Here is a 25,074-nt window from a genome sequence, read left to right on the forward strand (position 1 = left end):
TCCGTCCGATACGCCAACGCGAGTTTTTTTGTTTAGGCAAAAAAAATATCGCAGTCTGCGGCAACGCCTACAGGGAGGACGTCATCCCATGTAGGTGCTGCCGCAGGCTGCGATCTTTTAAGCGTTAACTCAGCGCTTGCGCAGAATCACGCTACCAATCGAATACCCGGCACCAAACGAGCTGAGTACCGCCAGCGAGCCACTGGCCAGGTCATCCTGGTTCTTGTGAAACGCAATCACGGAGCCTGCAGAGCTGGTGTTGGCGTAAGTGTCGAGGATCACCGGCGCTTCTTCTTCGGTGGCTTCGCGACCCAGCAGCTTCTTGACGATCAAGTGGTTCATGCTGAGGTTGGCCTGGTGCAGCCAGAAGCGCTTCACATCGCCGATGTTGAGCTTGTTCTCGTCCAGGTGCGTGGCGATCAGCTCGGCAACCATTGGGCACACATCGCGGAATACCTTGCGGCCTTCCTGCACGAACAGTTTGTCCTTGGCACCGATGCCCTCTTCCGCCGCGCGGTTGAGGAAGCCGAAGTTGTTGCGGATGTTGTTGGAGAACTTGGTCAGCAGTTTGGTGCTGACAATGTCGAACTGATACTTGGACGTCGCCAGGTCGGCCCGTTCGATGATCACCGCGGTGGCGGCGTCGCCGAAGATGAAGTGGCTGTCGCGGTCACGGAAGTTCAGGTGGCCGGTGCAGACTTCCGGGTTGACCATCAGGATCGCCCGGGCCTGGCCCAGTTGCACGCTGTTGGCGGCAGCCTGGATACCGAACGTCGCCGAGGAGCAGGCGACGTTCATGTCGAAACCGAAACCTTCAATGCCCAAAGCTTCCTGGACTTCAATGGCGATGGCCGGGTAGGCGCGTTGCAGGTTCGAGCAGGCGACGATCACGCCGTCGATGTCTGCGGCGGTCTTGCCGGCGCGCTGCAAGGCTTGCTCGGCCGCGCCGATGGCCATCTGGCACAGCACCGACCATTCGTCGTTTGAGCGCTCGGGCAGGCGTGGCGCCATGCGTTGCGGGTCGAGGATGCCGTCCTTATCCATGACAAAGCGGCTCTTGATACCGGAGGCTTTTTCGATAAACGCTGCACTGGACTCGGTCAACGCTTCGATCTCGCCGCGCGCGATGGCGTCGGCATTGTCGGCGTTGAATTGCGCGACGTAAGCGTTGAAAGACTGCACCAGCTCTTCGTTGGAGATGCTGTTGGCCGGGGTGTACAGGCCGGTGCCGCTGATGACGACGTTATGCATGGTCGTTTCTCTAATCTGTTCAGGCAGAAAGCGTTGGCACCGACGTACCAACACACAAAGGGTCTTTTCCCGTCCGGGGAATCCAACCTGGCGTCGCTTTATTCCGATCCGCCCGGGCCTGTGAAGGCGCAAAACGGCGGGGCCGGCGTTTATAGGCGCGAAGTTTGCCATAAACACTGGGGTTTGGCCCTATTTGCGAGATCAAACCCCTCACCCCTGTGGGAGCGGGCTTTTGTGGCGAGGGAGCTTGCTCCCGCTTGAGTGCGCAGCGCTCACAAAATTTTGGGGCCGCTGCGCAGCCCAGCGCGAGCAAGCTCGCTCGCCACAAAAGCCGCTCCCACAGAGGGGTTATGGTTCGACCTGAGTCCACTGTTTGTTCAGGCGCTTGTCTGAGATCGGCACCTTGGTCCCCAGTTGTTGGGCGAACAGGGACACGCGGTATTCCTCCAGCCACCAGCGATACAGTTCCAACTGCGGGTCGCGCTTGCCTTCCTGCGCATGTTTGTTGGCGCGGGTTTGATATTGCGCCCACAAACCGGACAACTCGCCGCTCCAGACCCGATCCCGCTGCACCTGCGCGCCAATTTTCTCGAAACGCTGCTCGACCGCTTTCAGATAACGCGGCAATTCCTTGAGCCACTGCATCGGCGTTTCCCGGACAAAGCCCGGATACACCAGATGACTGAGCTGCTGCTTGATATCGTTCAGGGCCACGGCTTGGGCCAGGTCGATCTTGCCCTTGAAGCGTTTTTGCAGGCCGTGCCAGAGCTTGAGAATCTCAAGGGTCAGCTTTGCCAGGCGTTCAGCATGTTCAGTCCAACCGCCGCGCTTGCGCTCGGCCAGCGAGGCCAACCCGGCGCCATCCCGAGGCAACGGGTCTTCACCCTCAAGAATGCAGCTATCGAGACTGGCCAGCAGAATGTCTTCGACCAGAGCATCGATGCGCCCCAATTCGCGGTACATCAAACCCAGCTCAGTCAGCCCCGGAAGCTTGCCGCGCAGGAACTTCGCCGGTTCCGCCAATTGCTGCATCAACAAACGCTGCAAGGCACGGCGGTGCTGGAACTCGGCTTCGGCCGGGGTCGAGAAACGCCCTTCCTTGACCGTGCCGCCCTCTTCCACCAGCGCCGGATACACCGTCATCGACAGCCCGGCGATCTTCTGCTGGGTTTTCTCGGCGACGGCGGCAAAGACCTTCGGCTCTACTGGCAACTGGTTTTTCGCGGTTTGCGGCACGGCCAACGCCGCTTGGCTGGCCTCGGCGAAACGCGCGGTCAGCTCGGCCAGATCCCGCCCTTCGCCAAGGAACTTGCCTTGGCCATCGACGATTTCCAGGTTCATCCGCAAATGGCTGTCAACCTGTTGCGAAGCTTCCATCCACGCTTCATCGCTAACCCGCGCCCCGGTCATGCGCAGCAATTCGCGGCCCAGCGCTTGAGGCAGCGAGCCTTCAGCGAAGGTCATGCGCTGCAACGCGGCTTTGACGAAGTCCGGCACCGGCACGAAGTTCTTGCGCAGGGCCTTGGGCAGGTTGCGGACCAAGGCGATGCACTTGGCCTCGATCACCCCCGGCACCAGCCATTCCAGGCGTTCCGGCGGCAGCATCGGCAACAACGGCGCCGGTACGCGCAGGGTCACGCCGTCACGCGGGTGATTCGGCTCGAAGTGATAACTCAGGGCCAATTCCAGGTCGCCGATGTGCAGGGTGTCCGGGTAATGCAGCGCGGTGACTTCACTGGCCTCGCGAGCCAGCACGTCTTCTTCGCGCATGATCAGCAGTTGCGGGTCTTTCTGGCTGTTGACCTTGTACCAACTGTCGAACGTGGCGGTCTGGTGAATCTCCGCCGGCAAGCGCGCGTCGTAGAAGGCGAACAGGGTTTCTTCATCGGCGAGGATGTCGCGCCGACGAGCCTTGGCCTCCAGTTCATCGAGCTGTTCCAGCAACTGCGCATTGGCCGTCAGGCACTTGGCCTTGGACTGAATCTCGCCGCGCACCAAACCTTCGCGAATGAAAAACTCACGGGACACCACCGGATCAATCGGCCCGTAATGCACCGGCCGCCGCCCGACCACAATCAAACCGAACAGAGTGATCTGCTCGAAGGCCACAACCTGGCCGCGCTTCTTCTCCCAATGGGGTTCGAAGTGGTTTTTCTTGATCAGGTGCCCGGCCAGCGGCTCGATCCAGTCAGCGTCGATCTTGGCCACCATACGCGCATAGAGCTTGGTGGTTTCCACCAGTTCGGCGGCCATCAGCCATTGCGGACGCTTCTTGCCCAGGCCCGACGACGGGTGAATCCAGAAACGCCGCTGACGCGCGCCAAGGTAATCGCCGTCTTCGGTTTTCTGGCCGATCTGGCTGAGCAAACCGGAGAGCACGGCTTTGTGCAGTTTCGGGTAATCCGCCGGCTCTTTATTGAGGCTGAGCTGCATGTCGCGGCAGATCAGGCTCAACTGCCGATGAGAATCGCGCCACTCGCGCAAGCGCAAGTAGTTGAGGAAATTTTTGCGGCACCAGTTACGCAGCGGACTAGCGGTCAACGCCTGGCGCTGTTCTTCAAAACCCCGCCACAGATTGACCAGCCCGGCAAAGTCCGAGTCCACGTCTTTCCATTGCGCATGGGCTTGGTCGGCGGCTTGTTGGCGTTCCGGTGGGCGCTCGCGCGGGTCCTGGATCGACATGGCGCTCGCGACGATCAGCACTTCCTGCAAGCTGCCGAGTTTCGCCGCTTCCAGCAGCATGCGGCCCATGCGCGGGTCCACTGGCAAACGCGCCAGTTGCCGACCGAGCGGGGTCAGCTGACTGTTGCGATCCACCGCCGACAACTCTTGCAGCAGGTTGAAACCGTCGCTGATGGCCTTGCCATCCGGCGGCTCGATAAACGGGAAATCGGTGATCTCGCCGAGGCGCAGATGCAGCATCTGCAAAATAACGGCGGCAAGGTTGGTGCGCAGGATTTCCGGGTCGGTAAATTCCGGGCGACCGATGAAGTCTTCTTCGCCATAGAGGCGAATACAAATGCCCGGCTCGACCCGCCCGCAACGCCCCTTACGCTGGTTGGCGCTGGCCTGGGAAATCGCTTCGATGGGCAGGCGCTGGACCTTGGCGCGGTAGCTGTAGCGGCTGATGCGCGCGGTGCCGCTGTCGATCACGTAACGGATGCCCGGCACCGTCAGCGAAGTCTCGGCGACGTTGGTCGCCAGGACCACGCGGCGGCCGGGGTGCGACTGGAAAATCCGCTGTTGTTCGGCCGGCGACAACCGCGCATACAGCGGCAGGATTTCGGTGTGCTTGAGCTGGGCCTTGCGCAGCATGTCCGCCGCGTCGCGAATCTCCCGCTCGCCGGGCAGGAACACCAGCACATCGCCGGGGCTCTTGCGCTCGCTGCGTTCGAACGCGGCGATTTCGTCGAGGGTGGCGAGAATCGCCTGATCGACGGTCAAGTCGTCCTCGACGCGGTTGCCCTCCTCGTCCTGCTCCAGGGTCAGCGGGCGATACCAGGTGTCCACCGGGAAGGTCCGGCCGGAAACCTCAACAATCGGTGCATCGTCGAAGTGCTTGGAGAAGCGCTCCAGGTCGATGGTCGCCGAGGTGATGATAACTTTCAGATCCGGGCGGCGCGGCAGCAGGGTTTTCAGGTAGCCGAGCAGGAAATCAATGTTGAGGCTGCGTTCGTGGGCTTCGTCGACGATGATCGTGTCGTAGCGTTCGAGGTAGCGGTCGTTCTGGGTTTCCGCCAGCAGGATGCCGTCGGTCATCAGCTTGATCAGGGTGTTGGAATCGCTCTGGTCCTCGAACCGCACCTGATAGCCGACCAGCGCGCCCAGCGGCGTGGCCAGTTCTTCGGCAACCCGGCTGGCGACGCTGCGTGCGGCGATCCGGCGCGGCTGGGTGTGGCCGATCAAACCATGCTGGCCGCGACCGATCTCCAGGCAGATCTTCGGCAACTGGGTGGTTTTACCCGAACCGGTTTCGCCGGCAATGATCAGCACCTGATGCTTGAGCAGCGCTGCTTTGATTTCGTCGCGCTTGGCGGCGATCGGCAAACTGTCGTCGTAACGAATCACCGGCAGGCTGGCACGCCGCGCCAACACCTGATCACAGGACGCCTGCGTGCGCGTCACCCACTGGGCCAGCTTGGCTTCATCAGGTTTCTTGCGCAGCTCAAGCAACTGCCGCCGCAGCCGGTGGCGGTCGGCAAGCATGGCGTGATCGAGGTTTTTCAGCAGTTTGTCGATGGAAGGCGATTCGTCAGTCATCAGGTACGCAATAAGTCGTCTAGTGGCGCAGGGGGGCGATTGTCGCAGATTTGCGGCACCGTGTGATCGTTCCCACGCTGATCGTTCCCACGCTCTGCGTGGGAATGCAGCCAGGGACGCTCTGCGTTCCAAGAGCGGACGCGGAGCGTCCGGGGAGGCATTCCCACGCGGAGCGTGGGAACGATCAGCACGATCAGTGGGAACTATTCGTTATCCAGGCCCTTACGGCGGTAGGGAAACACGTCGATGACCTTCCCCGCCCGAATCGCCTCCTGCAAACTTTTCCAGTAATCCGCGTTGTACAACTCCCCATGCAACTGATCAAACAACCGCCGCTGCCCGGCATCGGCGAACAGAAACGGCGGAAACTCCTCGGGAAACACATCCAGCGGCCCGATCGAATACCACGGCTCGGACGCCATCTCGTCTTCCGGCGTGCGCGGCTGCGGGATGTGGCGGAAGTTGGCTTCGGTCAGGAAGCAAATCTCGTCGTAGTCATAAAACACCACCCGTCCGTGCCGGGTGACGCCAAAGTTCTTCAGCAACATGTCGCCGGGAAAGATGTTCGCCGCCGCCAGTTGCTTGATCGCCAGGCCGTAATCTTCCAGTGCCTCGTGCACCTGAGCCTCGTTGGCGTTTTCCAGGTACAGGTTGAGCGGCGTCATCCGCCGTTCGGTCCAGCAGTGGCGGATCAGCACCGTGTCGCCTTCGACTGACACCGTGGACGCCGCCACGTCGAGCAATTCTTCCAGGCACGCCGGCTCGAACTTGCTCAGCGGGAAGCGGAAGTCGGCGAATTCCTGGGTATCGGCCATGCGCCCGACCCGGTCGACGCTTTTCACCAAGCGGTACTTTTCGATCACGGTGGCGCGGTCGACGTTTTTCGACGGCGAGAAGCGGTCCTTGATGATTTTGAATACGGTGTTGAAACCCGGCAGGGTGAATACGCTCATGACCATGCCGCGCACGCCGGGGGCCATGATGAATTGGTCGTCAGTGTTGGCCAGATGGTTGATCAGCGCCCGATAGAACTCGGATTTTCCGTGCTTGTAGAAACCGATCGAGGTGTACAGCTCGGCGATGTGCTTGCCCGGCAGGATGCGCTTGAGGAAGCCGATAAACTCCGCCGGCACCGGCACATCGACCATGAAGTACGAACGGGTGAACGAGAAGATGATCGACACATCGGCTTCATCGGTAATCAACGCGTCGATCTGGATGCCGCGACCTTCGCGGTGCAGCAATGGAATCACCAGCGGCCATTGCTCGTCCCGGGTGTAGATGCGCCCGACCAGGTACGCGCCTTTGTTGCGGTACAGCACCGAGGAAAACAGTTCGACGCTCAGCTCCGGGTCCTTGCACACCCAGTCCGGCAGGTTCTCGCGCAGTTGCGCTTCGAGGCGGCGCAGGTCGCCGGAGAGGTCGGCGTAATCTTCGCTGAAGCGGTAGTCGGCAAAGATGCTCCCTAACATTTCCGACAAATGCCCCTGGGGCTTGTAGGTGCGGGTTTGCGCGGCCCGGGCCCGGCGCAGGCTCGGCCGCGTAGTGTGGATGAACATGCAGCCGTCGCTGATCAGGTCATGGCTGAACAGCCCGCAGAAGATCGAGTTGTACCAGGTTTCGGACAGTTCATCGTCGAAGCGCAGGTCGATCAGGGTGATGTAGGCGCTTTTGACCAGCGGCCAGCAGCTCACTTCCATCAGCGTTTCGCTGTCGAAGGCCTCGCGCAGGCGCTCGACGGTTTCGCCGACCTTTTCTTCGTAGAGGTTGATCCGCGCCGCCGAGGCGACTTGCGCCTCCTGCCACCGGGCCTGCTCGAAACGCGCCCGGGCGCCATCGGTGATCTGGCGGAAATGCTCGCGGTAATCGTCAAAGCCGTCGAGGATCCTTCGGGCGATATCGGCGGCTGGCCATTGCTGCGGCATGGTGAGACCTCTGCGGGAATTTCGGAGCCCTGAGCTTAGCCAGTGAACCGGGTACAGGAGAAGCGTAATTTTCGACCGGGATTAATTGCGCGTTTTTCGGTTGCCATCGATCAGGCGCTCGGCAACACTTCCGTCCCCATAAAGGAAGGAGTGCACCGTGAGCCCTGTCGATATTGTCCGTTTACTGTCGCTGGCGGCGATCTGGGGCGCGAGTTTCCTGTTCATGCGCATTATCGCTCCGGTGATTGGCACGATTCCCACGGCATTTTTCCGGGTGTCGATTGCGGCGGTCGGCTTGCTGGTGATCCTCGGCCTGATGCGCATCAGCTGGGATTTCAAGGGCAAACTCAAGACCGTGATGCTGCTCGGGGTAATCAACTCGGGGATCCCGGCGACCCTGTATTCCGTCGCCGCGCAAGTGTTGCCGGCCGGTTACTCGGCGATTTTCAACGCCACCACGCCGCTGATGGGCGTGTTGATCGGCGGGTTGTTCTTCCATGAAAAACTCACGGCGGCCAAGCTTGGCGGGGTGTTCCTCGGGCTGTTTGGCGTCGGCGTGCTGACCCGAGCCGGGCCAGTGGCATTTGATATGGAACTGCTGATGGGCGCCCTCGCCTGCCTGCTCGCCACCACTTGCTACGGTTTCGCCGGGTTCCTCGCCCGTCGCTGGCTGGATCAGGCCGGCGGCCTCGACAGTCGTTTATCGGCGTTGGGCAGCATGCTCGGCGCGACGTTGTTCCTGTTGCCGCTGTTCGGCTACAGCGTGATCAGCAACCCACCGGCGAGCTGGGGCGGCTGGAATGTCTGGTTGTCGCTGCTGGGGTTGGGGTTGGTCTGCACGGCGTTTGCGTACATTGTCTACTTCCGCCTGCTCAGCTCGATTGGCCCGGTGAAGTCGATGACCGTGACCTTCATGATCCCGCCGTTCGGCGTGTTGTGGGGCGCGCTGTTGCTGGATGAGCCGTTGTCGATGGCGCACATCTACGGCGGGGTGTTGATTGCGGCGGCGTTGTGGCTGGTGTTGAAGCCGGCGGTGGTGAAGCCGGTGGAAGTGGCTACACGCTAGAGCCTGCCCCCGTAGGAGCAGCCTTCGGCAGCTCCTACAGGGTTAATCAACAGTGGGTCGCTATATCGCCGCTTTGTAGCCGTCCTCGCGCTGCCGCGCCCGGGCCTGGACCACGTTGAGCATGGCGCAGCCTTCGCGGGCCAGCAGGTGGACGGCGCGGGTGACGCGGGTCAGGTCGCCGTCGGAAATGCCGGTGAGGTTGAGGCTGGTCAGGGTGTCGGTCAGGTCGCGGATCACGGTGAAGCGGTGCATCGCGCAGGCGGCGATGTCGCTGATTTCTCGGTGGGTGTTGATGTAGAGCACCGGGTGGTCGGCGTCGTAGGTATCGATGGGAAGGTAACGCGGCATTACTTCGAGCATGGGTAAAACTCCAAATAGGGCTACCTCTCGTCCGCGGCCAAACGAAAAAGGTGGCAGCTGTGTACGGGTTGGCCGACCGGCACCCATCAAACCGGCACACCCGAAGATGTCCCGAGCACAGCTGCCATAACACGACATCCAGGCATGAAAATGCCTGAACAATGACGCTGATGCGTTTTGGATGCTCGACCGGCCAAGGTCATTCGCGGGATTTTCCGCGAGCCCAAACTATAGAGGTCGATGCCGAAACGCGGCAACAGGGTACTTCGTAGGAAACGTCTTGGAAAGTTGTGCGCCGCCGCGACAGCGCACAGGTTCGCTGTAGGACCACCCGTCAGCGTTAGCGCGACTGACGGAACACAAACACCAATCCCACAATGATCAGCAACATCCCAAGCACGCTCAACAACGCCAGCCGATTACCAAAGATCAGGTAATCCATCACCGCCGTCACCGCCGGCACCAGGTAAAACAAACTGGTGACGTTCACCAGGTTGCCCCGGGCAATCAGCCGATACAGCAGCAACGTCGCCAACACCGACACCACCAGGCCCATCCACAACACCGGCACGATAAAGCCTGTGCTGTGTTCGAAATGAAACGGTTGGAACGGCACGAAGACCCCGCACAGCAACAGCCCGGCCAGGTACTGCACCGGCAGCGTGCCGAGGGGATTGTCGGTGATGCGTTTCTGCATGATCGAACCAAAGGTCATGCTCGCCAGCGCCAACAACCCGAAGAGCATCCCGGCCAGCGACATCCCGGCCAGGCCGATGCCTTGGTAAACCACCATGATCAACCCGGCCAACCCCAGCGCCAGGCCGAACATACGGCTGGCCGAGCGCTGACGCTCCATGATCACCACGGTGAGGATCGGCTGCACGCCCATGATTGTCGCCATCACGCCCGGCGTGACTTTCAGGTCCAGGGCCAGCAGATAGAAAATCTGATAAGCCCCCAGCAGCACCACGCCCGTGGCCATCGCATACAGCATCGGCTTGCCGCCCTTGGGCTGTTTCAGCTTGAGCAACGGCATCAACAGCAGCAACCCGCACAGGGCGATGGTGAAGCGGATCAACAGAAAGGCAAACGGTGAGGCGTGGGCCAGGCCCCATTTGGAGAAGATCGCCCCGCTGCTCCACAGCAGGACGAACAGGCTCGTGGACGCCGCCGCGAGCGCGGTTTTTTTCGAAAGGACAAACATGAATACCACCTGTCATCAGGCAAAAAAGCCAACTCAGCCGAAGCTGAAGTTCAGTCGTTTTTTCAGACGGGCATGGGGGAACAGCAGAGAAAGCTGATCAGCCCGAAATGCCAACGCCTGGCGGTGATACGACCGCGCACACCGGCGTGCTGTTGACAGGAGGGGGGTAATGACTGATCTGCGCAGGCTGCTGGATCCCGCACGGCACGACGCCAGCGTTGACCGCTGAATCGACTACCGCGTTGATGTGGGATGCAGGCATGGGCTGATCTTTTTTGAGAGGAAGAACGGTGTGTCGCAAGACCACCGAGTGCCGACTATAACCAGCGCTGGACACAGATTGCAACGACTTGCCGAAAAGGTCCGGCAAGCTTGCAGGCGCGTGGCGACTCGATGAGTGCCACGCGCCCGTCACAGGGACTCAGACGTAACGTTTGTTGCCGCTGTTTTCCGGCGGATGGCCTTTGAACACAGCGGGGCCATCCATGGTGATCTCCAGTTTGTCACCCTTGCGCGACAGCCAAGGGGTGGCTTCGCTGGTGCTCTTGGAAGTCTTGCCGGACGGGCTCAGCTCAATGTGATCCAGGTCGATTTCGATCAGGCCGATCACGTAGGTGTAGATCGCGCTGCTGAAAAAACCGTCCTTGAACTCAAAGGCGCATTCGACGATCTGGTCGCCATATTCCATGCGCATTTTCGGTTTCAGCGACGCCACCGAAACGGCGCCGTTGTCCACCGCGGAATAAACGCTGCAGACCAGCGCGACCTTGCCGCCCATGCGCTGGGAGATGGCCGGGTTGATTTCGACCGTTTCGATGCCCGGCGCCGACGCACTGGCGCTGACCACGTCGCCGGTGTGGAACACGAAAGGGTCGATGTCAAAGGCGCCGCTCTTGTCGGGCGCCTGGATGATGGACATCCGTCCGTCCGGGCGCAGGATGCCGATCCGCAGGTCGAGGTCGTCGTTGTCCTCGCCATCGCCGTTGTCCACCCAGGTCGCGCTGACCCGGATGACCTTCGGTGCGGTCGGGCCTTTTTCCAGGGACACTTTGTGGCTGGTGCCTGGCTTGTCGAGGGTGATGACCGATTTGACGATATTGACTGGTTTGGCCGCGGGAGTCGGGGCCGCTGCCGGGGCAGGCGCGTCGTCGACCTCAATCCCGTAGAGACCGCAGAGCCCGGACAGGCCCGAAGCGAACCCCTGCCACACTGAGCGCGCCTTCATCTGGCCGTTTCGAACGTACAACTCCAGCACGATGATGCCCGTCTCTTGGGAGAACGATCCGGGCGCGAGTTCCAGCACCTGATCGCCGACCACCACTTGGGCACGCAGGTCCTTGACCGCCGCAAAACCGCCAGCGCTGCCATCTTGGGTCAGGGTGATGGCGATCTTGGTGATACTGGCCGGCAGGCGCGACAGATCAAAGCCGATACGGTGGCTGACGGTGGCGCTCTGCGTGACCGGGGCGATGAACATGGCGGCACCGGACGCGTGTTCCGGGGCGTTGAAGAACACCATGTCGCTGTCGTTCGTCACCTTGCCGGTTTCGGTGACCAGGAAGGCCGTGAGGTTAACGTCCAGGTTGTCGCCGGCCGCATGGGTGACCACGACATGCCCTTTGGGCAGGCTGAGGGTCGTGTTTTCGCCGGGCTTGAGGGATTGATTCAAGGGGAGTCGCCTATTCCATGGGGTGTATGTCAGCACACTGCAGATGTGCTGCGCCTTCATTGAGGGAGTGCGCGAGCCAGCCAAGGGAAAAGCCTGTGGTTCATGGCCGTACCGCCGGAAGGGAGTTTAACGGCTTGTGTCGGTTTGTGGCGCTTTGTGCACGATCTGCTCGGCATAAAAAAACCGCTCATCACAGAGCGGTTTTTTTGTTCATGAGCCGGTTTTAACCAAACAACCAATACCCCAACAACGTCAGCACCACCACCGCCAGCACCGGCCGCAGTACGCGGTAGGCCTTGGGGTGACGGCGTTTCCATTGTTTGATCACGCCGCTGAACTTGTCGGTGGAATTCTTGCTCCAGGCGTAAACCTGGTTGATCCCGCCGACGCGCTCATCATCAAGGTTCTGTGGCGCGGTGGCGCGGCCCAGCAGGCCGCTGACCCAGCGATTGATGCGGGTCATGATGCGGTTGCTCAGCGGCCGCTCGATATCGCAGAACAGGATGACCCGGGTCTTTTCGGTTTCGTTCTTGACCCAGTGCACATAGGTTTCGTCGAACATCACGTCTTCGCCATCGCGCCAGGCGTAGACCTGACCGTCGACAAAGATGCGGCAATCGTCGGAGTTCGGCGTCGACAGTCCCAGGTGATAACGCAGGGAGCCAGCGAACGGGTCGCGGTGCGGGTTGAGATGGCTGCCGCCCGGCAACAAGGCAAACATCGCGCCTTTGACATTGGGGATGCTGCTGACCAGCGCCACGGTTTTCGGACACAGGGCTGCGGCCGAGGGCAAAGGTTTGTCGTACCACTTGAGATAGAAACGCTTCCAGCCTTTCTTGAAGAATGAGCCGAAACCGGCGTCGTTGTTCTTTTCGGCGGCGCGGATGTAGCCCTCGTCGAACAGGTGCATGGCTTCGTCGCGGATGACTTCCCAGTTGTCTCGCAGCACATCCAGTTCCGGGAACTTGCTGCGATCCAGGTAGGGTTTGGACGGCACGCCGGAGAACAGGTACATCAGGGCGTTGTAGGGTGCGAACAGCGCCGAATGGTTGACGAACTGACGCAGGACCGGCAACCGTGCCTTGCCGCGCAAATGCACGTAGAGCGTACTGCCGAGGAATAACAGCAACACCGACGCTTTCGCGGCCAGGGAAAAGGTCATCAACGACTCCTTGAAAATAAGCAACTTTGCACCGCGCCATTTACCCGACGTGGCAGCCGGCCATGATACCCACTACCGGACCGGGGAAAAACCCACATATCTGAACAAACAGTGTTAAGGATTGCGCAACAAAGCACTTATTAACATAAGGTTCCTGAACGAAGGCTGACCTGAATCATCAAGATCAAAACATCGCAGCCTGCGGCAGCGCCTACAGAAAAACCCGATCGGCGTAAGCGCTGCCGAAGGCTGCGATATTTCAATTTTTTTATTGATGGTTCTCCGCCTCGGTAAACAGATCACTGAACAACATGCTCGACAGATAACGCTCGCCCGAGTCCGGCAGGATCACCACAATCGTCTTGCCCTGCATTTCCGGGGTTTCGGCCAGGCGTACCGCCACAGCCATCGCCGCACCGCAAGAGATACCGCACAAAATCCCTTCTTCCTGCATCAGGCGCAGGGCCATGGCCTTGGATTCGTCATCGGTTACCAGCTCGACCCGATCGACAATCGATAAATCGAGGTTTTTCGGCACAAAACCGGCACCAATGCCCTGAATCTTGTGCGGGCTCGGCTTGATCTCTTCACCGGCCAGCTTCTGGGTAATGACCGGCGACGACACTGGCTCCACGGCCACCGAGATAATCGGTTTGCCCTGGGTATTCTTGATATACCGCGAAACACCGGTGATGGTTCCGCCCGTTCCGACGCCGGCCACCAGCACATCGACCGCACCGTCGGTGTCGTTCCAGATTTCCGGGCCGGTGGTCTTTTCGTGGATGGCCGGGTTGGCCGGGTTTTCGAATTGCGCCGGCATGAAGTACTTGGCCGGGTCGCTGGCGAGAATTTCCGCCGCCTTTTCAATCGCGCCTTTCATGCCCTTGGCCGGCTCGGTCAGCACCAGCTCAGCCCCCAACGCCTTGAGCACCTTGCGCCGCTCGATACTCATCGACGCCGGCATGGTCAGCATCAGCTTGTAGCCACGGGCGGCGGCCACAAAGGCCAGGCCGATGCCGGTGTTACCCGACGTCGGCTCGACGATGGTCATGCCAGGCTTGAGTTTACCGGTGCTTTCGGCGTCCCAGATCATGTTCGCGCCGATCCGGCACTTGACCGAATAACCGGGGTTGCGCCCCTCGATCTTGGCCAGGATGGTCACGCCGCGCGGCGCGATGCGATTGATCTGTACCAGCGGCGTATTGCCAATGGAATGGGCGTTGTCAGCGAAAATACGGCTCATGGCTGGGTCCTTATGCAGCGTTGAATTAGCTGTCCAAGGTATGCCTGTTGCCGAGGGTCGTCCAGTCAGGTCGAACGTCCGCCGGCGCCAGCAGTCAATGGCTTTACATCGCCAAGGAATTGCCATCATGAAGCGTCGATACAGTTGGCCCCTGTGGACCCTCGCCGGCCTCGTTGTGTTGTTGGTGGCGCTGGACATCGCCCTGCCCTACCTGGTGCGCAACTACCTCAATGACAAACTGGCGGACATGGGCGACTACCGTGGCCAGGTTGTCGACGTGGACCTGGCCTTATGGCGCGGCGCCTACAAGATCAACGGGCTGAAGATCGTCAAGGTCGACGGCAAGGTCCCGGTGCCTTTCGTCAACGCGCCGCTGATCGACCTTTCGGTCAGCTGGCACTCCCTGTGGTACGACCATGCCGTGGTGGCCGAGGTGCAGTTCATCAACCCGGAAGTGAACTTCGTCGATGGCGGCGCCAACAAACAGAACTCCCAGACCGGTCGCGGCACTGACTGGCGCGCGCAATTGAGCAAATTGCTGCCGATCACCTTGAACGAAGTGCGGATCAACGACGGCAAAATCACCTTTCGCAACTTCAACTCCAGCCCGCCGGTGAACATGAACGCCACCCAGGTCAACGCCAGCCTTTTTAACCTGACCAACGTGGTCGACACCGAAGGCAAGCGCGACGCCCGTTTCGAAGGCAAGGCCCTGCTGTTGGGCCATGCCCCGCTGGAAACCACTGCCACCTTCGATCCGCTGAGTAACTTCGAAGACTTCGAATTCCGCCTGCGGGCCAAGGACATCGAACTCAAACGCATGAACGACTTCGCCTCGGCCTACGGCAAATTCGACTTCAACGCCGGCCACGGTGACGTGGTGATCGAAGCCGAAGCCAACAAGGGCCAGCTCAAGGGCTACATCAAACCGTTGCTGCGGGATGTCGAAGTATTCAATTGGCAGCAGGACGTCGAGAACAAGAACAAAGGGATCTTGCGCTCGGTCTGGGAAGCCATCGTCGGCAGCACCGAAACCGTGCTGAAAAACCAGCGCAAGAACCAATTCGCTACCCGAGTTGAACTCAGTGGCAGCGTGCATCAGCAAGATATCAGCGCGTTCCAGGCGTTTTTGCAGATTTTGCGCAATGGTTTTGTCCAGGCGTTCAATGCGCGGTATGAACAGCCGAAGCCGGATGCGGGCTAGTTTTTACGGATGACGATGTAACGACCGGTCTCCTCGGCTGCCGCCAAAGCCGAAGGCCGTTGCTGCAAGGAATCCCAACCCAGGCAGGCCAATGCCAGTGAACGCGGCACCGCTTCGCGTCCGCTGCTGTAGCGGCTGATACTGCGAGCACTGACCCCCAGCGCTTCGGCGGCCTGATTCAAGGGCAATCCGGTGCGAGCGCGCCAGTCGATGAAGATACGGGTGTTTTCATCCGTAGCGTTTTGCGAGAGCGCGTCCAGATACAACGTGTCCGCGCCAATTTGAATATCCGGCTCGTCCCACTCCACCGTCCAGCCATCATCGCCAAGGGCCGCACCGTCAAAGACGTGAGCTTCAAGCAACGGTTGCAATCCCGGGTAGGCGTACAAATCGCGGCTCAAATCCAGTGTCAGTTGTTGGCCGTCTATAAAGGTCAGTGCCAGGCGGTATCCCGGCAGCGCCTTTACAGCCGTCAACCGGGGTCGTTTCATGGGTAACATCGTTTCCAGCCTTTCGAGAATTGACATGCCGCAAAGCCTATCGCCAAATCGGCGATACCTGAATGCTGGCCTTGCGCCGAGACTGAGTCAAGATGTGACGCCCCATTCAGAGACTGAATAACCCGTCTGCGTTCACAGTCGACCGGGCAGCGCGTTATAGTCGGGGCATCATAAATATTGCGTCCCGCCCTGCCCCGTTCAGGTCGGCGTTACCGTTCGAGGATTAGCAGATGAAGTTCGAAGGCACCCAGGCCTACGTCGCCACCGATGACCTGAAGCTGGCGGTCAACGCCGCCATCACCCTGGAGCGTCCGCTGCTGGTCAAGGGCGAGCCGGGCACGGGCAAGACCATGCTTGCCGAGCAATTGGCCGAGTCCCTTGGCGCCAAGTTGATCACCTGGCACATCAAGTCCACCACCAAGGCGCATCAGGGCCTGTACGAGTACGACGCGGTCAGCCGCTTGCGCGATTCTCAACTGGGCACCGAGAAGGTCCACGACGTTCGCAACTACCTGAAGAAGGGCAAGCTGTGGGAAGCCTTCGAGTCCGAGGAGCGGGTGATTCTGCTGATCGACGAGATCGACAAGGCCGACATCGAATTCCCCAACGACTTGCTGCAAGAACTCGACAAGATGGAGTTCTACGTTTACGAGATCGACGAGACCATCAAGGCCAAGGTTCGCCCGATCATCATCATTACCTCCAACAACGAGAAAGAGCTGCCGGACGCCTTCTTGCGCCGCTGCTTCTTCCACTACATCGCGTTCCCGGATCGCACCACGATGCAGCGGATCGTCGACGTGCATTACCCGAACATCAAGAAAGACCTGGTCAGCGAAGCGCTGGATGTGTTCTTCGACGTGCGCAAGGTGCCGGGCCTGAAGAAGAAGCCTTCAACTTCGGAACTGGTGGACTGGCTGAAACTGCTGATGGCCGACAACATCGGCGAAGCGGTGCTGCGCGAACGCGATCCGACCAAGGCCATCCCGCCGCTGGCCGGCGCTTTGGTGAAGAACGAACAGGACGTGCAATTGCTTGAGCGCCTGGCGTTCATGAGCCGTCGCGGCACCCGCTAAGAGGCTGATCGCCATGCTGCTCAACCTGTTTAATGAAATGCGCGCCGCCAAGGTGCCGGTCTCGGTGCGTGAGCTGCTGGACTTGATCAACGCGCTGAAACAGCGCGTGGTCTTCGCCGACACGGACGAGTTTTATTACCTGTCCCGGGCGATCCTGGTGAAGGACGAAAAGCATTTCGACAAGTTCGACCGCGCCTTCGGTGCCTACTTCAACGGCCTGGAAAAACTCGACGATCACCTTCAGGCGTTGATTCCCGAAGACTGGTTGCGCAAGGAATTCGAGCGTTCCCTGAGCGATGAAGAGCGGGCGCAGATCCAGTCCCTTGGCGGCCTCGACAAGCTGATCGAAGAATTCAAGAAACGCCTGGAAGAACAGAAAGAACGCCACGCCGGCGGCAATAAATGGATCGGCACCGGCGGCACCAGCCCATTCGGCTCCGGCGGCTTCAACCCGGAAGGCATTCGGGTCGGCGATGCCGGCAAGCGCCAGGGCAAAGCGGTCAAGGTCTGGGACCAGCGCGAGTACAAGAACCTCGACGATTCGGTGGAACTGGGCACGCGAAACATCAAGGTCGCCCTGCGCCGACTGCGCAAATTCGCCCGCCAAGGCGCGGCGGAAGAACTGGACATCGACGGCACCATCGACCACACCGCCCGCGATGCCGGGTTGCTGAACATCCAGATGCGGCCGGAGCGGCGCAACACCGTCAAGCTGTTGCTGCTGTTCGACATCGGCGGCTCGATGGACGCTCACGTGAAGATCTGCGAAGAGTTGTTCTCGGCCTGCAAGACCGAGTTCAAACACCTGGAGTACTTCTACTTCCACAACTTCGTGTACGAGTCGGTGTGGAAGAACAACATGCGCCGCACCTCCGAGCGTTTCTCGACCCAGGACCTGCTGCACAAGTACGGCGCCGACTACAAAGTGATCTTCATCGGCGACGCCGCCATGGCGCCCTACGAAATCACCCAGGCCGGCGGCAGCGTCGAGCACTGGAACGAAGAACCGGGCTACCTGTGGATGCAGCGCTTCATGGAGAAATACAAGAAGCTCATCTGGATCAACCCGTACCCGAAAGACACCTGGGGCTATACCTCCTCGACCAACATCGTGCGGGACTTGATTGAGGACCAGATGTATCCGCTGACGTTGCGCGGGTTGGAAGAAGGGATGCGGTTTCTTTCCAAGTAGTACGCTGATCGTTCCCACGCTCCCGCGTGGGAATGCATCAGGTGACGCTCCGCGTCACAGGGACGCGGAGCGTCCCGGGCGGCATTCCCACGCAGAGCGTGGGAACGATCACCGTGAAGCAAACTGTCGCAAATAAGCGACCTGCTCCCGATGCGCCACGTCCTGCACCACCGGCCGCAACCGCACCTTCGCCCCCGGCAGGCACTGCGCCAGCCGCGCCAGTGCCAACGGCGTCAACGCGCCCAATCGTGGATAGCCGCCAATGGTCTGCCGATCATTGAGCAACACAATCGGCTGCCCGTCTGGCGGCACTTGCACCGCGCCCAGCGGGATGCCTTCGGAGATCATCGGTTGGCCCTGGTATTCCAGAGGTGTGCCCAGCAGGCGAATGCCCATGCGGTCGGCACGACTGTCCAACACCCAGGCGCTGTTGAAAGCGTCGAACAGGCTTTGCCCGCTGAACGCACCAATCTGCGCACCAAGCACCAAGTCCAGCGGTGCATCGACTTTGAAATCCGGAATCTGATCTTGCGGTAACTCCCGCAACAGGATTAATGCACTGCCGGAATAGCTCAGTTGCGCATCCTTGGCCAACGGTCGGCCCATGCCATCGAGTCCGCCGAGTTCTTCGCGGACCACCGTCGCGCTGCTGCCTAACACTTTCGGCGCATCAAACCCGCCCGGCGCGGCGAGATACGCCCGTGCGCCAAGCAGTGGCTGCGTAAATTGCAATCGCTGTCCTTTATGCAGCCGAAAACTGCGCCACGGCGCAGGCGCCTCGCCATCCACTTGCGCACACAGATCCGCTCCAGCCAATGCCAGCACGCAATCCTCTTCAGCCACCACGGTGAACCCGCCAAGGGTGATTTCGATCACCGGCGCATCCAGCCCATTACCGAGCAGCCAATTGGCCCACGACATCGACCGCCAATCCAGCCCGCCGCCCTGGGTCACGCCCAGGTGCCGCACGCCGAATCGGCCCGCGTCCTGCAACAGGCACAGCGGCGTACTTGCCTCAATTTTCAGACGGCTCATGCCTGGGCCTCCAGTGGCGTGTCGTCACCGCCCAGATTGATGAATTCGGCATGACTGACGGCTTCGAAGCGCACCGTGTCTCCCGGTTGCATCAAGCTATAACCGTCGCGTTCGCGGTCGAACAGTTTGGCCGGGGTGCGGCCGATCAGGTTCCAGCCGCCGGGGGACACCACCGGATAAGCGGCGGTTTGCCGCTCGGCAATGCCGACGCTGCCCGCCGCGACTTTCTTGCGCGGGGTGTTCAGACGCGGCGCGGCGAGGATTTCCTCTACCAACCCCATAAAGGCAAAACCCGGCGCGAAGCCCAGCGCGAACACCTGATATTCACGCTCGCTGTGACGGCGGATCACTTCGTCCATCGACAAGCCGCTGCGCTGGGATAACAGGCTCAATTCGGGGCCGACGCTCAAGTCATACCAGACCGGCAGTATATGACACTTGCCGCTGGTACTGGCGTTGGGCGACAGATCAATCAAGGCCTCGGCAATCAATTCCCGCGCCTGGGCCGGGCTCAGCGCGGTCAGATCGTAATGCACCATCAACGTCGTATAAGACGGCACCAGATCGATCAAATGCCCGCCGAACGCAGCGCGCAGGCTTTCGCTGGCGGCGAGCATCCACGGCATGTTCGCTTCGGCGATTTCATCGAACAGACGCACCATCAGGCAGTCCAGCGCGACCACTTCCACCCGTGGTTTCATGACGCGCTCTGCTGGTTCAAGGCCTCGCGGATCCGCCGCACGGCCGCCACCGAACTGGCGTTGTCGCCATGGACGCACAGGGTGTTGGCCTGCAGATGCAAGGCGCTGCCGTCATTGGCGGTGAGGTGGTCGCCACGGGCGATGATCAGCGCTTGCTCGATGATTTTTTCCGGATCGTGGTGCACCGCCCCCGGCAGTTGCCGCGAGACCAGCATGCCAGCGCTGTCGTAGGCGCGGTCGGCGAAGGCTTCGAACCACAGGGTCACGCCGTATTCATCGCCCAATTGCTGCGCGGCGCTGTTGTCGCGGGTGGCCATCAGCATCAGCGGCAACGTGCGGTCATAGGCGGCCACGGCCTGGATCACCGCGCGCAATTGCGCCGGGTTGGCCATCATGTCGTTGTACATCGCGCCGTGGGGTTTGACGTAGCTGACCTTGCCGCCCTGGGCCCGGCAAATGCCGTCGAGGGCGCCAATCTGGTAATGCAGAATGTCTTGCAGTTCCTGGGCGGTATAAGCCATGGAACGCCGGCCGAAGCCGACCAGGTCCTGATAGGCCGGGTGCGCGCCGATCTGTACGCCGTGGCTCAGGGCCAGGCTGACGGTCTTGCGCATGATGCTCGGGTCGCCGGCATGGAAGCCGCAAGCGATGTTGGCGCAATCAATGAAGGGCATGACCTCGGCGTCCAGACCCATGGTCCAGTTGCCGAAACTCTCGCCGATGTCGCAGTTCAATAGCAGGCGGCTCACGGTGAACACTCCTGTAGGCATATTCTTTTTTTACTGCCGGGACATTCTTGTACAACATGCCCGGCAGATTATCAGTTACTCGGCTTCGAGTTGCTTGCCACGGGTCTCCGGCAGGCTCAACGCCGCCAGGATCACCACCCCGTAGGACACCGCCGCAAACGCCCCGATGCCGACGCTCAGCGGTACTTTCTGGCTGAGCAAACCGATAAACAGTGGGAACAACGCCGCCAGCGCCCGGCCGATGTTGTAGCAAAAACCCTGGCCCGAGCCGCGAATCCGCGTTGGAAACAGCTCAGTCAAAAACGCGCCCATGCCGCTGAAAATCCCCGAGGCAAAGAAGCCCAGCGGGAAGCCCAGCCACAGCATCACGCCGTTACTGACCGGCAATTGGGTGTAGAGCAAAACGATGGTGAACGAGCCGACGGCGAACAGAATGAAGTTCTTCTTGCGCCCGAGGATGTCGGTCAAATAGGCGCTGATGACATAGCCGACGTAGGAACCGACGATCACCATCGCCAGATAACCGCCGGTGCCGAGTACGCTCAAACCGCGCTCGTTCTTCAGGAAGGTCGGCAGCCACGAGGTAATTGCGTAGTAACCGCCGAGTGCCCCCGTGGTCAGCACCGAAGCGCGAATCGTGGTGAAGAGGATGCCCGGGGCGAAGATCTCGTAGAACTTCGCCGGGTTACTCGGTTCTTCCTTGGCTTTGGCTTCGCGGTAGATCTCCGGGTCCTTGACCAGGCGGCGGACGAAAATCACGAAAATCGCCGGGACGATGCCAAGGATGAACAGCGCACGCCAGGCGTCTTCCGGCGGCAACACCGAGAACAATAGCGCATACAGAATCGCCGTCAGCCCCCAGCCCAGCGCCCAACCGGATTGCACCATGCCCACCGCTTTGCCGCGGTCCTTGGCACGAATCACTTCGCCCATCAGCACCGCGCCGGCCGTCCACTCACCGCCGAAACCGAAGCCCATCAAGGTGCGGCTGATCAGCAGTTGTTCGTAGTTTTGCGCGAAGCCGCAGAGGAAGGTGAAGAACGCGAACCACAACACGGTCAGTTGCAGGGTGCGCACGCGGCCGATGCGGTCGGACAGAATCCCCGCCACCCAGCCGCCGATGGCCGAGGCAATCAGGGTGCTGGTGTGGATCAGCCCCGCTTCGCCGGTGGTAATGCCCCACATGGCAATCAGGGTCGGCACCACGAAGCTGAGCATCTGGGTGTCCATGCCGTCCAGGCCATAGCCGATCTTGCAGCTCCAGAACGTGCGGCGTTCCTGTTTGTTGATGTTGCGATACCAGTCGAAAGGTCCGGGGCGAGCCGTGGCCTTGGGGATGGCGGTGGTGTCGGGCGCACTCATGGCGAATCTCCGTGCTAATTTTATTGGTATTGTTCTGAGCCCCGACGACGCCTATCGTGGGAACCGGATGGCCTGATTTTTGGGCGCCCGGCCCTGCTGCGTCCAACTAATAAAAACCCGGCCTAGGCATAAGAAAAAGTTGATTACATGAACCTGAAGTTCCTAGAGACCTTTGTCTGGGTCGCGCGACTGAAGAGTTTTCGCCTGACCGCGGACAAGCTCTTCACCACCCAGGCATCGATTTCCAGCCGCATCGCCGTGCTCGAAAGCGAGCTGGGGGTGAAGCTGTTCCTGCGCGATTCCCGGGGCGTGAGCCTGACCCCGGAAGGCTTGAAAGTGCTCGAATACGCCGAGCATATGATGGACACCATGCAGGCGCTGAAGCAGTCGATCGAGACCCGTTCAAGCAAGGTCGGGCGGGTGCGCATCGGGGTGATGGACACGGTGATTCACACCTGGCTCAGCCCGTTGGTGGCGCAGATGATGGATCACTATCCGTTGGTGGAAATCGAGCTGGTGGCCGATACCTCGCTGAACCTCTGCGATCAGCTGCAAAAAGGCTTTCTCGACCTGATCCTGCAAACCGACCTGCTGCGCCAGGAAAGCGTGCGCAGCCTGGAACTGGCCAGCCATCCGATGGGCTGGATCGTCGCCAGCAATTCGATCTACAACCGCGAATATTCAGGCGTGGTCGACCTGGCTCGTGAGCGGATCATCACCTATTCGAAAAACTCCCATCCGCATCAGGACATTCTGGCGTTGATGCAGGCCAATGGCGTGATGACGCCACGCTTGAATTGCGTGAACTCGGTGTCGGCGATTACCCGGTTGCTGCGCGATGGCTTTGGTATCGGTGCGTTGCCGCCGGTGCTGGTGGCTGAAGAGCTGGCGCGGGGGGAATTGACCTTGCTGGCCATCGACCAGCGGCCACCGAACTTGCAAGTAGTGGTGTCGTGGCGGGTCGGGGTGGAATGGGTCGAGGAGATTGTGACGTTGAGTCAGCAGGTGCTGGAGGGGTATGCGCGCAAGGTGGGTGAGGGTTACATCATCCTTGCTGGCTGAATCCTCGTAGCAGCTGCCGAGGCACGAGGCTGCGTTCGGCTGCGAAGCAGTCGTGAAATAAGGCTACGGGGGGTGTAAGTAAAACCGCGTGTTCTGGTTTTACGACTGCTTCGCAGCCGAACGCAGCCTCGTGCCTCGGCAGCTGCTACACAGGCCTGTGCTTTGGTTTTAGAGCCCGCGCACATCCCGATCTTCAATCGGCCGGCTCTGGCGCAGGCGTTTGCCGCCCAGCACCACCCAGTCGATCAACCGGAACAGGCATTCAATGCCGAATGACAGCAGCAGCGCGCCGCTCATGCCCCAGATCATCGCTTCCGGGGTCAGCAAAATCTGGTAGCTATAGCCGTCCCAGGTTTCCTTGCGAATGTCCGGATCCGCCGCCAGCGCCACTTGCAGGAAGCGGATGTACCACGGGCCTTGCATCGCCTGGTACTGCTTATCCAGGGATACCTGACGGGTGAGCAAGGTGCTCAGGCTGTCCGCGTCGCTGCGAAAAATCGGGTCTTCGCTGGCACGGTAATGCGCGACCAACGCCTGCATATCGCCCTTGAAAAATTCATTAGCCGTGCCCTGGAAGCCGCGCAACCCGGCCTGCGCTTCAATCAGGTGCGCTTCGACCCGCTTGCCGTAGTCGCTGATAAACCCCGGCACCTGGACACCGATCAACAGGCCCGCCGCAAACAACACCAGCCGTAGATAACTGAGCAACATGGGGTAAGTCCTTATTCGGTCTTGCCCTGGCTGACGCATTCGCCGCGTCGCCAGAGGCTCCATTGGCCCGGTTCGTAGCGGGTCCAGGTTTCGTTTTCGGTCAAGGGTTCGGTGGCGATCACCGTGACCACGTCGTTGGGCGTGGTTTCGGCCTGAAAGTCGACGATCACATCGACGTCCTTCAAGCGTGCCGGGCCGAACGGCGCGCGACGGGTGATTTGCGCCAGTTTGGTCGAGCAATAGCAGAACAGCCAGTCGCCGTCGCTGAGCAGGCAATTGAACACGCCTTTGCTGCGGTATTCGGCGCAGGCGGCCACCAGGTCCGGCAGCAATTCTTCGATTTCTACCGGCTCCGGGAACGCCGCGCGTACCCGATTGAGCAAATCGCAGAACGCCGCTTCGCTGTCGGTATCGCCGACCGGGCGGTAGAAACTCTTGATCGGTTCAAAGTCCGCGAGCTGGCCGTTGTGGGCGAAACACCAGTTGCGGCCCCACAGCTCGCGCACGAAGGGGTGGGTGTTGGACAGGCAGACCTTGCCGACGTTGGCCTGGCGGATGTGCCCGATCACCACTTCGCTCTTGATCGGGTAGCGTTGCACCAGGTTAGCCACTTCGGACTCACTGCTGGCAGCCGGGTCCTGGAACAGACGCAGCCCACGACCTTCATAAAAGGCGATGCCCCAACCGTCACGGTGCGGCCCGGTACGCCCGCCGCGCTGCATCAGCCCGGTGAAGCTGAACACGATATCGGTCGGGACATTGGCGCTCATGCCCAATAACTCACACATGCTCGGACTCTCGCTTCAGCGCTGGGGCAAGGTTACAAACGCGGTTCGATGCGCGAACGCTGGGGGTTGTTCGGGATTGGCGGACGGCCGTAGCGATCATCGCCGGCGACGCCGAACGGTTGATCGTCTTCATAGTCGTCGGGCTTGATCGCAGCCTTGTTGGCGGCGGCCTGTTCCTTGCGGGCCGCGGCAGCGCGTTCGATCGGCCAGCGGATCAGCACCAGAATCAGGTACAGGCCGAAGGCGATCATGCCGTACATGAACAGGTCGGAAATTGCCCGCCAGGCGTTGTTGCCCACCTTGAACGCCAGGTCCAGGGCGGTGATGGCAATGGCCGGGGCAACCTTTTCCTTCACCGGGTCGATGATGGTCGGGCTGAACAGCAACACCGCCATGAGCAGCCGCAGTGGCTCACGCAGGTAGCGCCACATCCAGCGGGTCAGGCGCATCCACACCAACAGGCAGCCTAAAGCGGCAAAGGCGTAGAGGCCCCAAGCGATCAGATAGTCGTTCTCGGTCATGGTGTCCATGGCAAGGCAGGCAAAGAGGCGCTT

General features: G+C 60.6%; 21 protein-coding genes. 5 read left to right on the forward strand and 16 right to left on the reverse strand.

The window, feature by feature from the left end:
- Positions 1–129: 129 nt before the first annotated feature.
- From HKK53_RS12905 to aceK, 3 genes are all read right to left on the reverse strand, one after another.
- A complete protein-coding gene (locus tag HKK53_RS12905) occupies positions 130–1,251 on the reverse strand; it encodes a beta-ketoacyl-ACP synthase III (RefSeq protein ID WP_169371130.1) in 1,122 nt (373 codons plus the stop codon).
- Between the two features lie 348 nt (positions 1,252–1,599).
- Positions 1,600–5,511, reverse strand: a complete 3,912-nt coding sequence (gene hrpA / locus HKK53_RS12910; protein WP_169371131.1) for an ATP-dependent RNA helicase HrpA — start codon at positions 5,509–5,511, stop codon at positions 1,600–1,602.
- Positions 5,512–5,714: 203 nt separating this feature from the next.
- The gene (gene aceK / locus HKK53_RS12915) at positions 5,715–7,436 is read right to left on the reverse strand and encodes a bifunctional isocitrate dehydrogenase kinase/phosphatase (protein ID WP_169371132.1); all 1,722 of its coding nucleotides are present in this window, start codon (positions 7,434–7,436) and stop codon (positions 5,715–5,717) included.
- 157 nt (positions 7,437–7,593) lie between these two features.
- Here aceK and HKK53_RS12920 point away from each other — a divergent pair, with 157 nt between their 5' ends.
- On the forward strand, positions 7,594–8,502 hold the full coding sequence (locus HKK53_RS12920; protein ID WP_169371133.1) for a DMT family transporter: 909 nt from the start codon (positions 7,594–7,596) through the stop codon (positions 8,500–8,502).
- Positions 8,503–8,562: 60 nt separating this feature from the next.
- Here HKK53_RS12920 and HKK53_RS12925 read toward each other — a convergent pair whose 3' ends face one another.
- The 5 genes from HKK53_RS12925 to cysK all read right to left on the reverse strand — a co-directional run bounded on the left by HKK53_RS12925 (position 8,563) and on the right by cysK (position 14,140).
- Positions 8,563–8,862: a hypothetical protein gene (locus HKK53_RS12925; protein WP_169371134.1), complete on the reverse strand. Its 300-nt coding sequence runs from the start codon at positions 8,860–8,862 to the stop codon at positions 8,563–8,565.
- Positions 8,863–9,202: 340 nt separating this feature from the next.
- Positions 9,203–10,066 carry a DMT family transporter gene (locus tag HKK53_RS12930; protein ID WP_169371135.1) on the reverse strand — a complete coding sequence of 288 codons (864 nt, stop codon included), beginning with the start codon at positions 10,064–10,066 and terminating at the stop codon, positions 9,203–9,205.
- Between the two features lie 421 nt (positions 10,067–10,487).
- Positions 10,488–11,735, reverse strand: coding sequence for a TerD family protein (locus HKK53_RS12935; RefSeq protein ID WP_169371136.1), 1,248 nt, complete (start codon positions 11,733–11,735; stop codon positions 10,488–10,490).
- A gap of 223 nt (positions 11,736–11,958) precedes the next feature.
- Positions 11,959–12,897 (reverse strand): aspartyl/asparaginyl beta-hydroxylase domain-containing protein, encoded by a 939-nt coding sequence (locus HKK53_RS12940; protein WP_169371137.1) that lies wholly within the window; start codon positions 12,895–12,897, stop codon positions 11,959–11,961.
- A gap of 268 nt (positions 12,898–13,165) precedes the next feature.
- Positions 13,166–14,140 carry a cysteine synthase A gene (gene cysK, locus HKK53_RS12945; protein ID WP_123507729.1) on the reverse strand — a complete coding sequence of 325 codons (975 nt, stop codon included), beginning with the start codon at positions 14,138–14,140 and terminating at the stop codon, positions 13,166–13,168.
- Positions 14,141–14,267: 127 nt separating this feature from the next.
- On the opposite strand from cysK, the gene HKK53_RS12950 reads away from it, so the two are divergent.
- On the forward strand, positions 14,268–15,344 hold the full coding sequence (locus tag HKK53_RS12950; protein WP_169371138.1) for a DUF748 domain-containing protein: 1,077 nt from the start codon (positions 14,268–14,270) through the stop codon (positions 15,342–15,344).
- On the opposite strand, the gene HKK53_RS12955 is transcribed toward HKK53_RS12950, so the two are convergent.
- The gene (locus HKK53_RS12955; protein ID WP_169371139.1) at positions 15,341–15,844 is read right to left on the reverse strand and encodes a DUF2442 domain-containing protein; all 504 of its coding nucleotides are present in this window, start codon (positions 15,842–15,844) and stop codon (positions 15,341–15,343) included. The genes HKK53_RS12950 and HKK53_RS12955 overlap by 4 nt on opposite strands.
- 230 nt (positions 15,845–16,074) lie before the next feature.
- Between HKK53_RS12955 and HKK53_RS12960 the strand changes: the two genes are divergently transcribed.
- Together HKK53_RS12960 and HKK53_RS12965 are read left to right on the forward strand one after the other, a co-directional pair.
- Positions 16,075–16,920 (forward strand): AAA family ATPase, encoded by an 846-nt coding sequence (locus HKK53_RS12960; protein WP_169371140.1) that lies wholly within the window; start codon positions 16,075–16,077, stop codon positions 16,918–16,920.
- 13 nt (positions 16,921–16,933) lie between these two features.
- On the forward strand, positions 16,934–18,112 hold the full coding sequence (locus tag HKK53_RS12965) for a vWA domain-containing protein (RefSeq protein ID WP_169371141.1): 1,179 nt from the start codon (positions 16,934–16,936) through the stop codon (positions 18,110–18,112).
- Positions 18,113–18,220: 108 nt separating this feature from the next.
- Here the strand turns inward: HKK53_RS12965 and HKK53_RS12970 are convergent, their stop codons facing one another.
- The 4 genes from HKK53_RS12970 to HKK53_RS12985 form a co-directional block, all read right to left on the reverse strand.
- Complete coding sequence (locus HKK53_RS12970) at positions 18,221–19,147, reverse strand: biotin-dependent carboxyltransferase family protein (protein ID WP_169371142.1); 927 nt, start codon at positions 19,145–19,147, stop codon at positions 18,221–18,223.
- Entirely contained in the window at positions 19,144–19,848 is a 705-nt protein-coding gene (pxpB, locus tag HKK53_RS12975) for a 5-oxoprolinase subunit PxpB (RefSeq protein ID WP_169371143.1), read from the reverse strand. Before pxpB ends, HKK53_RS12970 begins: the two co-directional genes overlap by 4 nt.
- A complete protein-coding gene (locus tag HKK53_RS12980) occupies positions 19,845–20,597 on the reverse strand; it encodes a 5-oxoprolinase subunit PxpA (RefSeq protein WP_169371144.1) in 753 nt (250 codons plus the stop codon). The genes pxpB and HKK53_RS12980 overlap by 4 nt, the downstream gene beginning before the upstream one ends.
- Before the next feature lie 75 nt (positions 20,598–20,672).
- Positions 20,673–21,959 carry an MFS transporter gene (locus HKK53_RS12985; protein WP_169371145.1) on the reverse strand — a complete coding sequence of 429 codons (1,287 nt, stop codon included), beginning with the start codon at positions 21,957–21,959 and terminating at the stop codon, positions 20,673–20,675.
- 147 nt (positions 21,960–22,106) lie between these two features.
- On the opposite strand from HKK53_RS12985, the gene HKK53_RS12990 reads away from it, so the two are divergent.
- Positions 22,107–23,021, forward strand: coding sequence for a LysR family transcriptional regulator (locus HKK53_RS12990; protein WP_169371146.1), 915 nt, complete (start codon positions 22,107–22,109; stop codon positions 23,019–23,021).
- A 168-nt stretch (positions 23,022–23,189) separates the two neighbouring features.
- Here HKK53_RS12990 and HKK53_RS12995 read toward each other — a convergent pair whose 3' ends face one another.
- Genes HKK53_RS12995 through HKK53_RS13005 form a run of 3 tightly spaced genes read right to left on the reverse strand, consistent with a single transcriptional unit; the run spans position 23,190 to position 25,050 of the window.
- Positions 23,190–23,732 (reverse strand): DUF2937 family protein, encoded by a 543-nt coding sequence (locus tag HKK53_RS12995; RefSeq protein ID WP_169371147.1) that lies wholly within the window; start codon positions 23,730–23,732, stop codon positions 23,190–23,192.
- 11 nt (positions 23,733–23,743) lie between these two features.
- Positions 23,744–24,520, reverse strand: a complete 777-nt coding sequence (locus tag HKK53_RS13000; RefSeq protein ID WP_123507702.1) for a class II glutamine amidotransferase — start codon at positions 24,518–24,520, stop codon at positions 23,744–23,746.
- Positions 24,521–24,552: 32 nt separating this feature from the next.
- Positions 24,553–25,050 carry an MFS transporter gene (locus HKK53_RS13005; protein ID WP_169371148.1) on the reverse strand — a complete coding sequence of 166 codons (498 nt, stop codon included), beginning with the start codon at positions 25,048–25,050 and terminating at the stop codon, positions 24,553–24,555.
- Between the last annotated feature and the right edge of the window lie 24 nt (positions 25,051–25,074).

The sequence above is a fragment of the Pseudomonas sp. ADAK7 genome (assembly GCF_012935675.1).
GTDB lineage: Bacteria > Pseudomonadota > Gammaproteobacteria > Pseudomonadales > Pseudomonadaceae > Aquipseudomonas.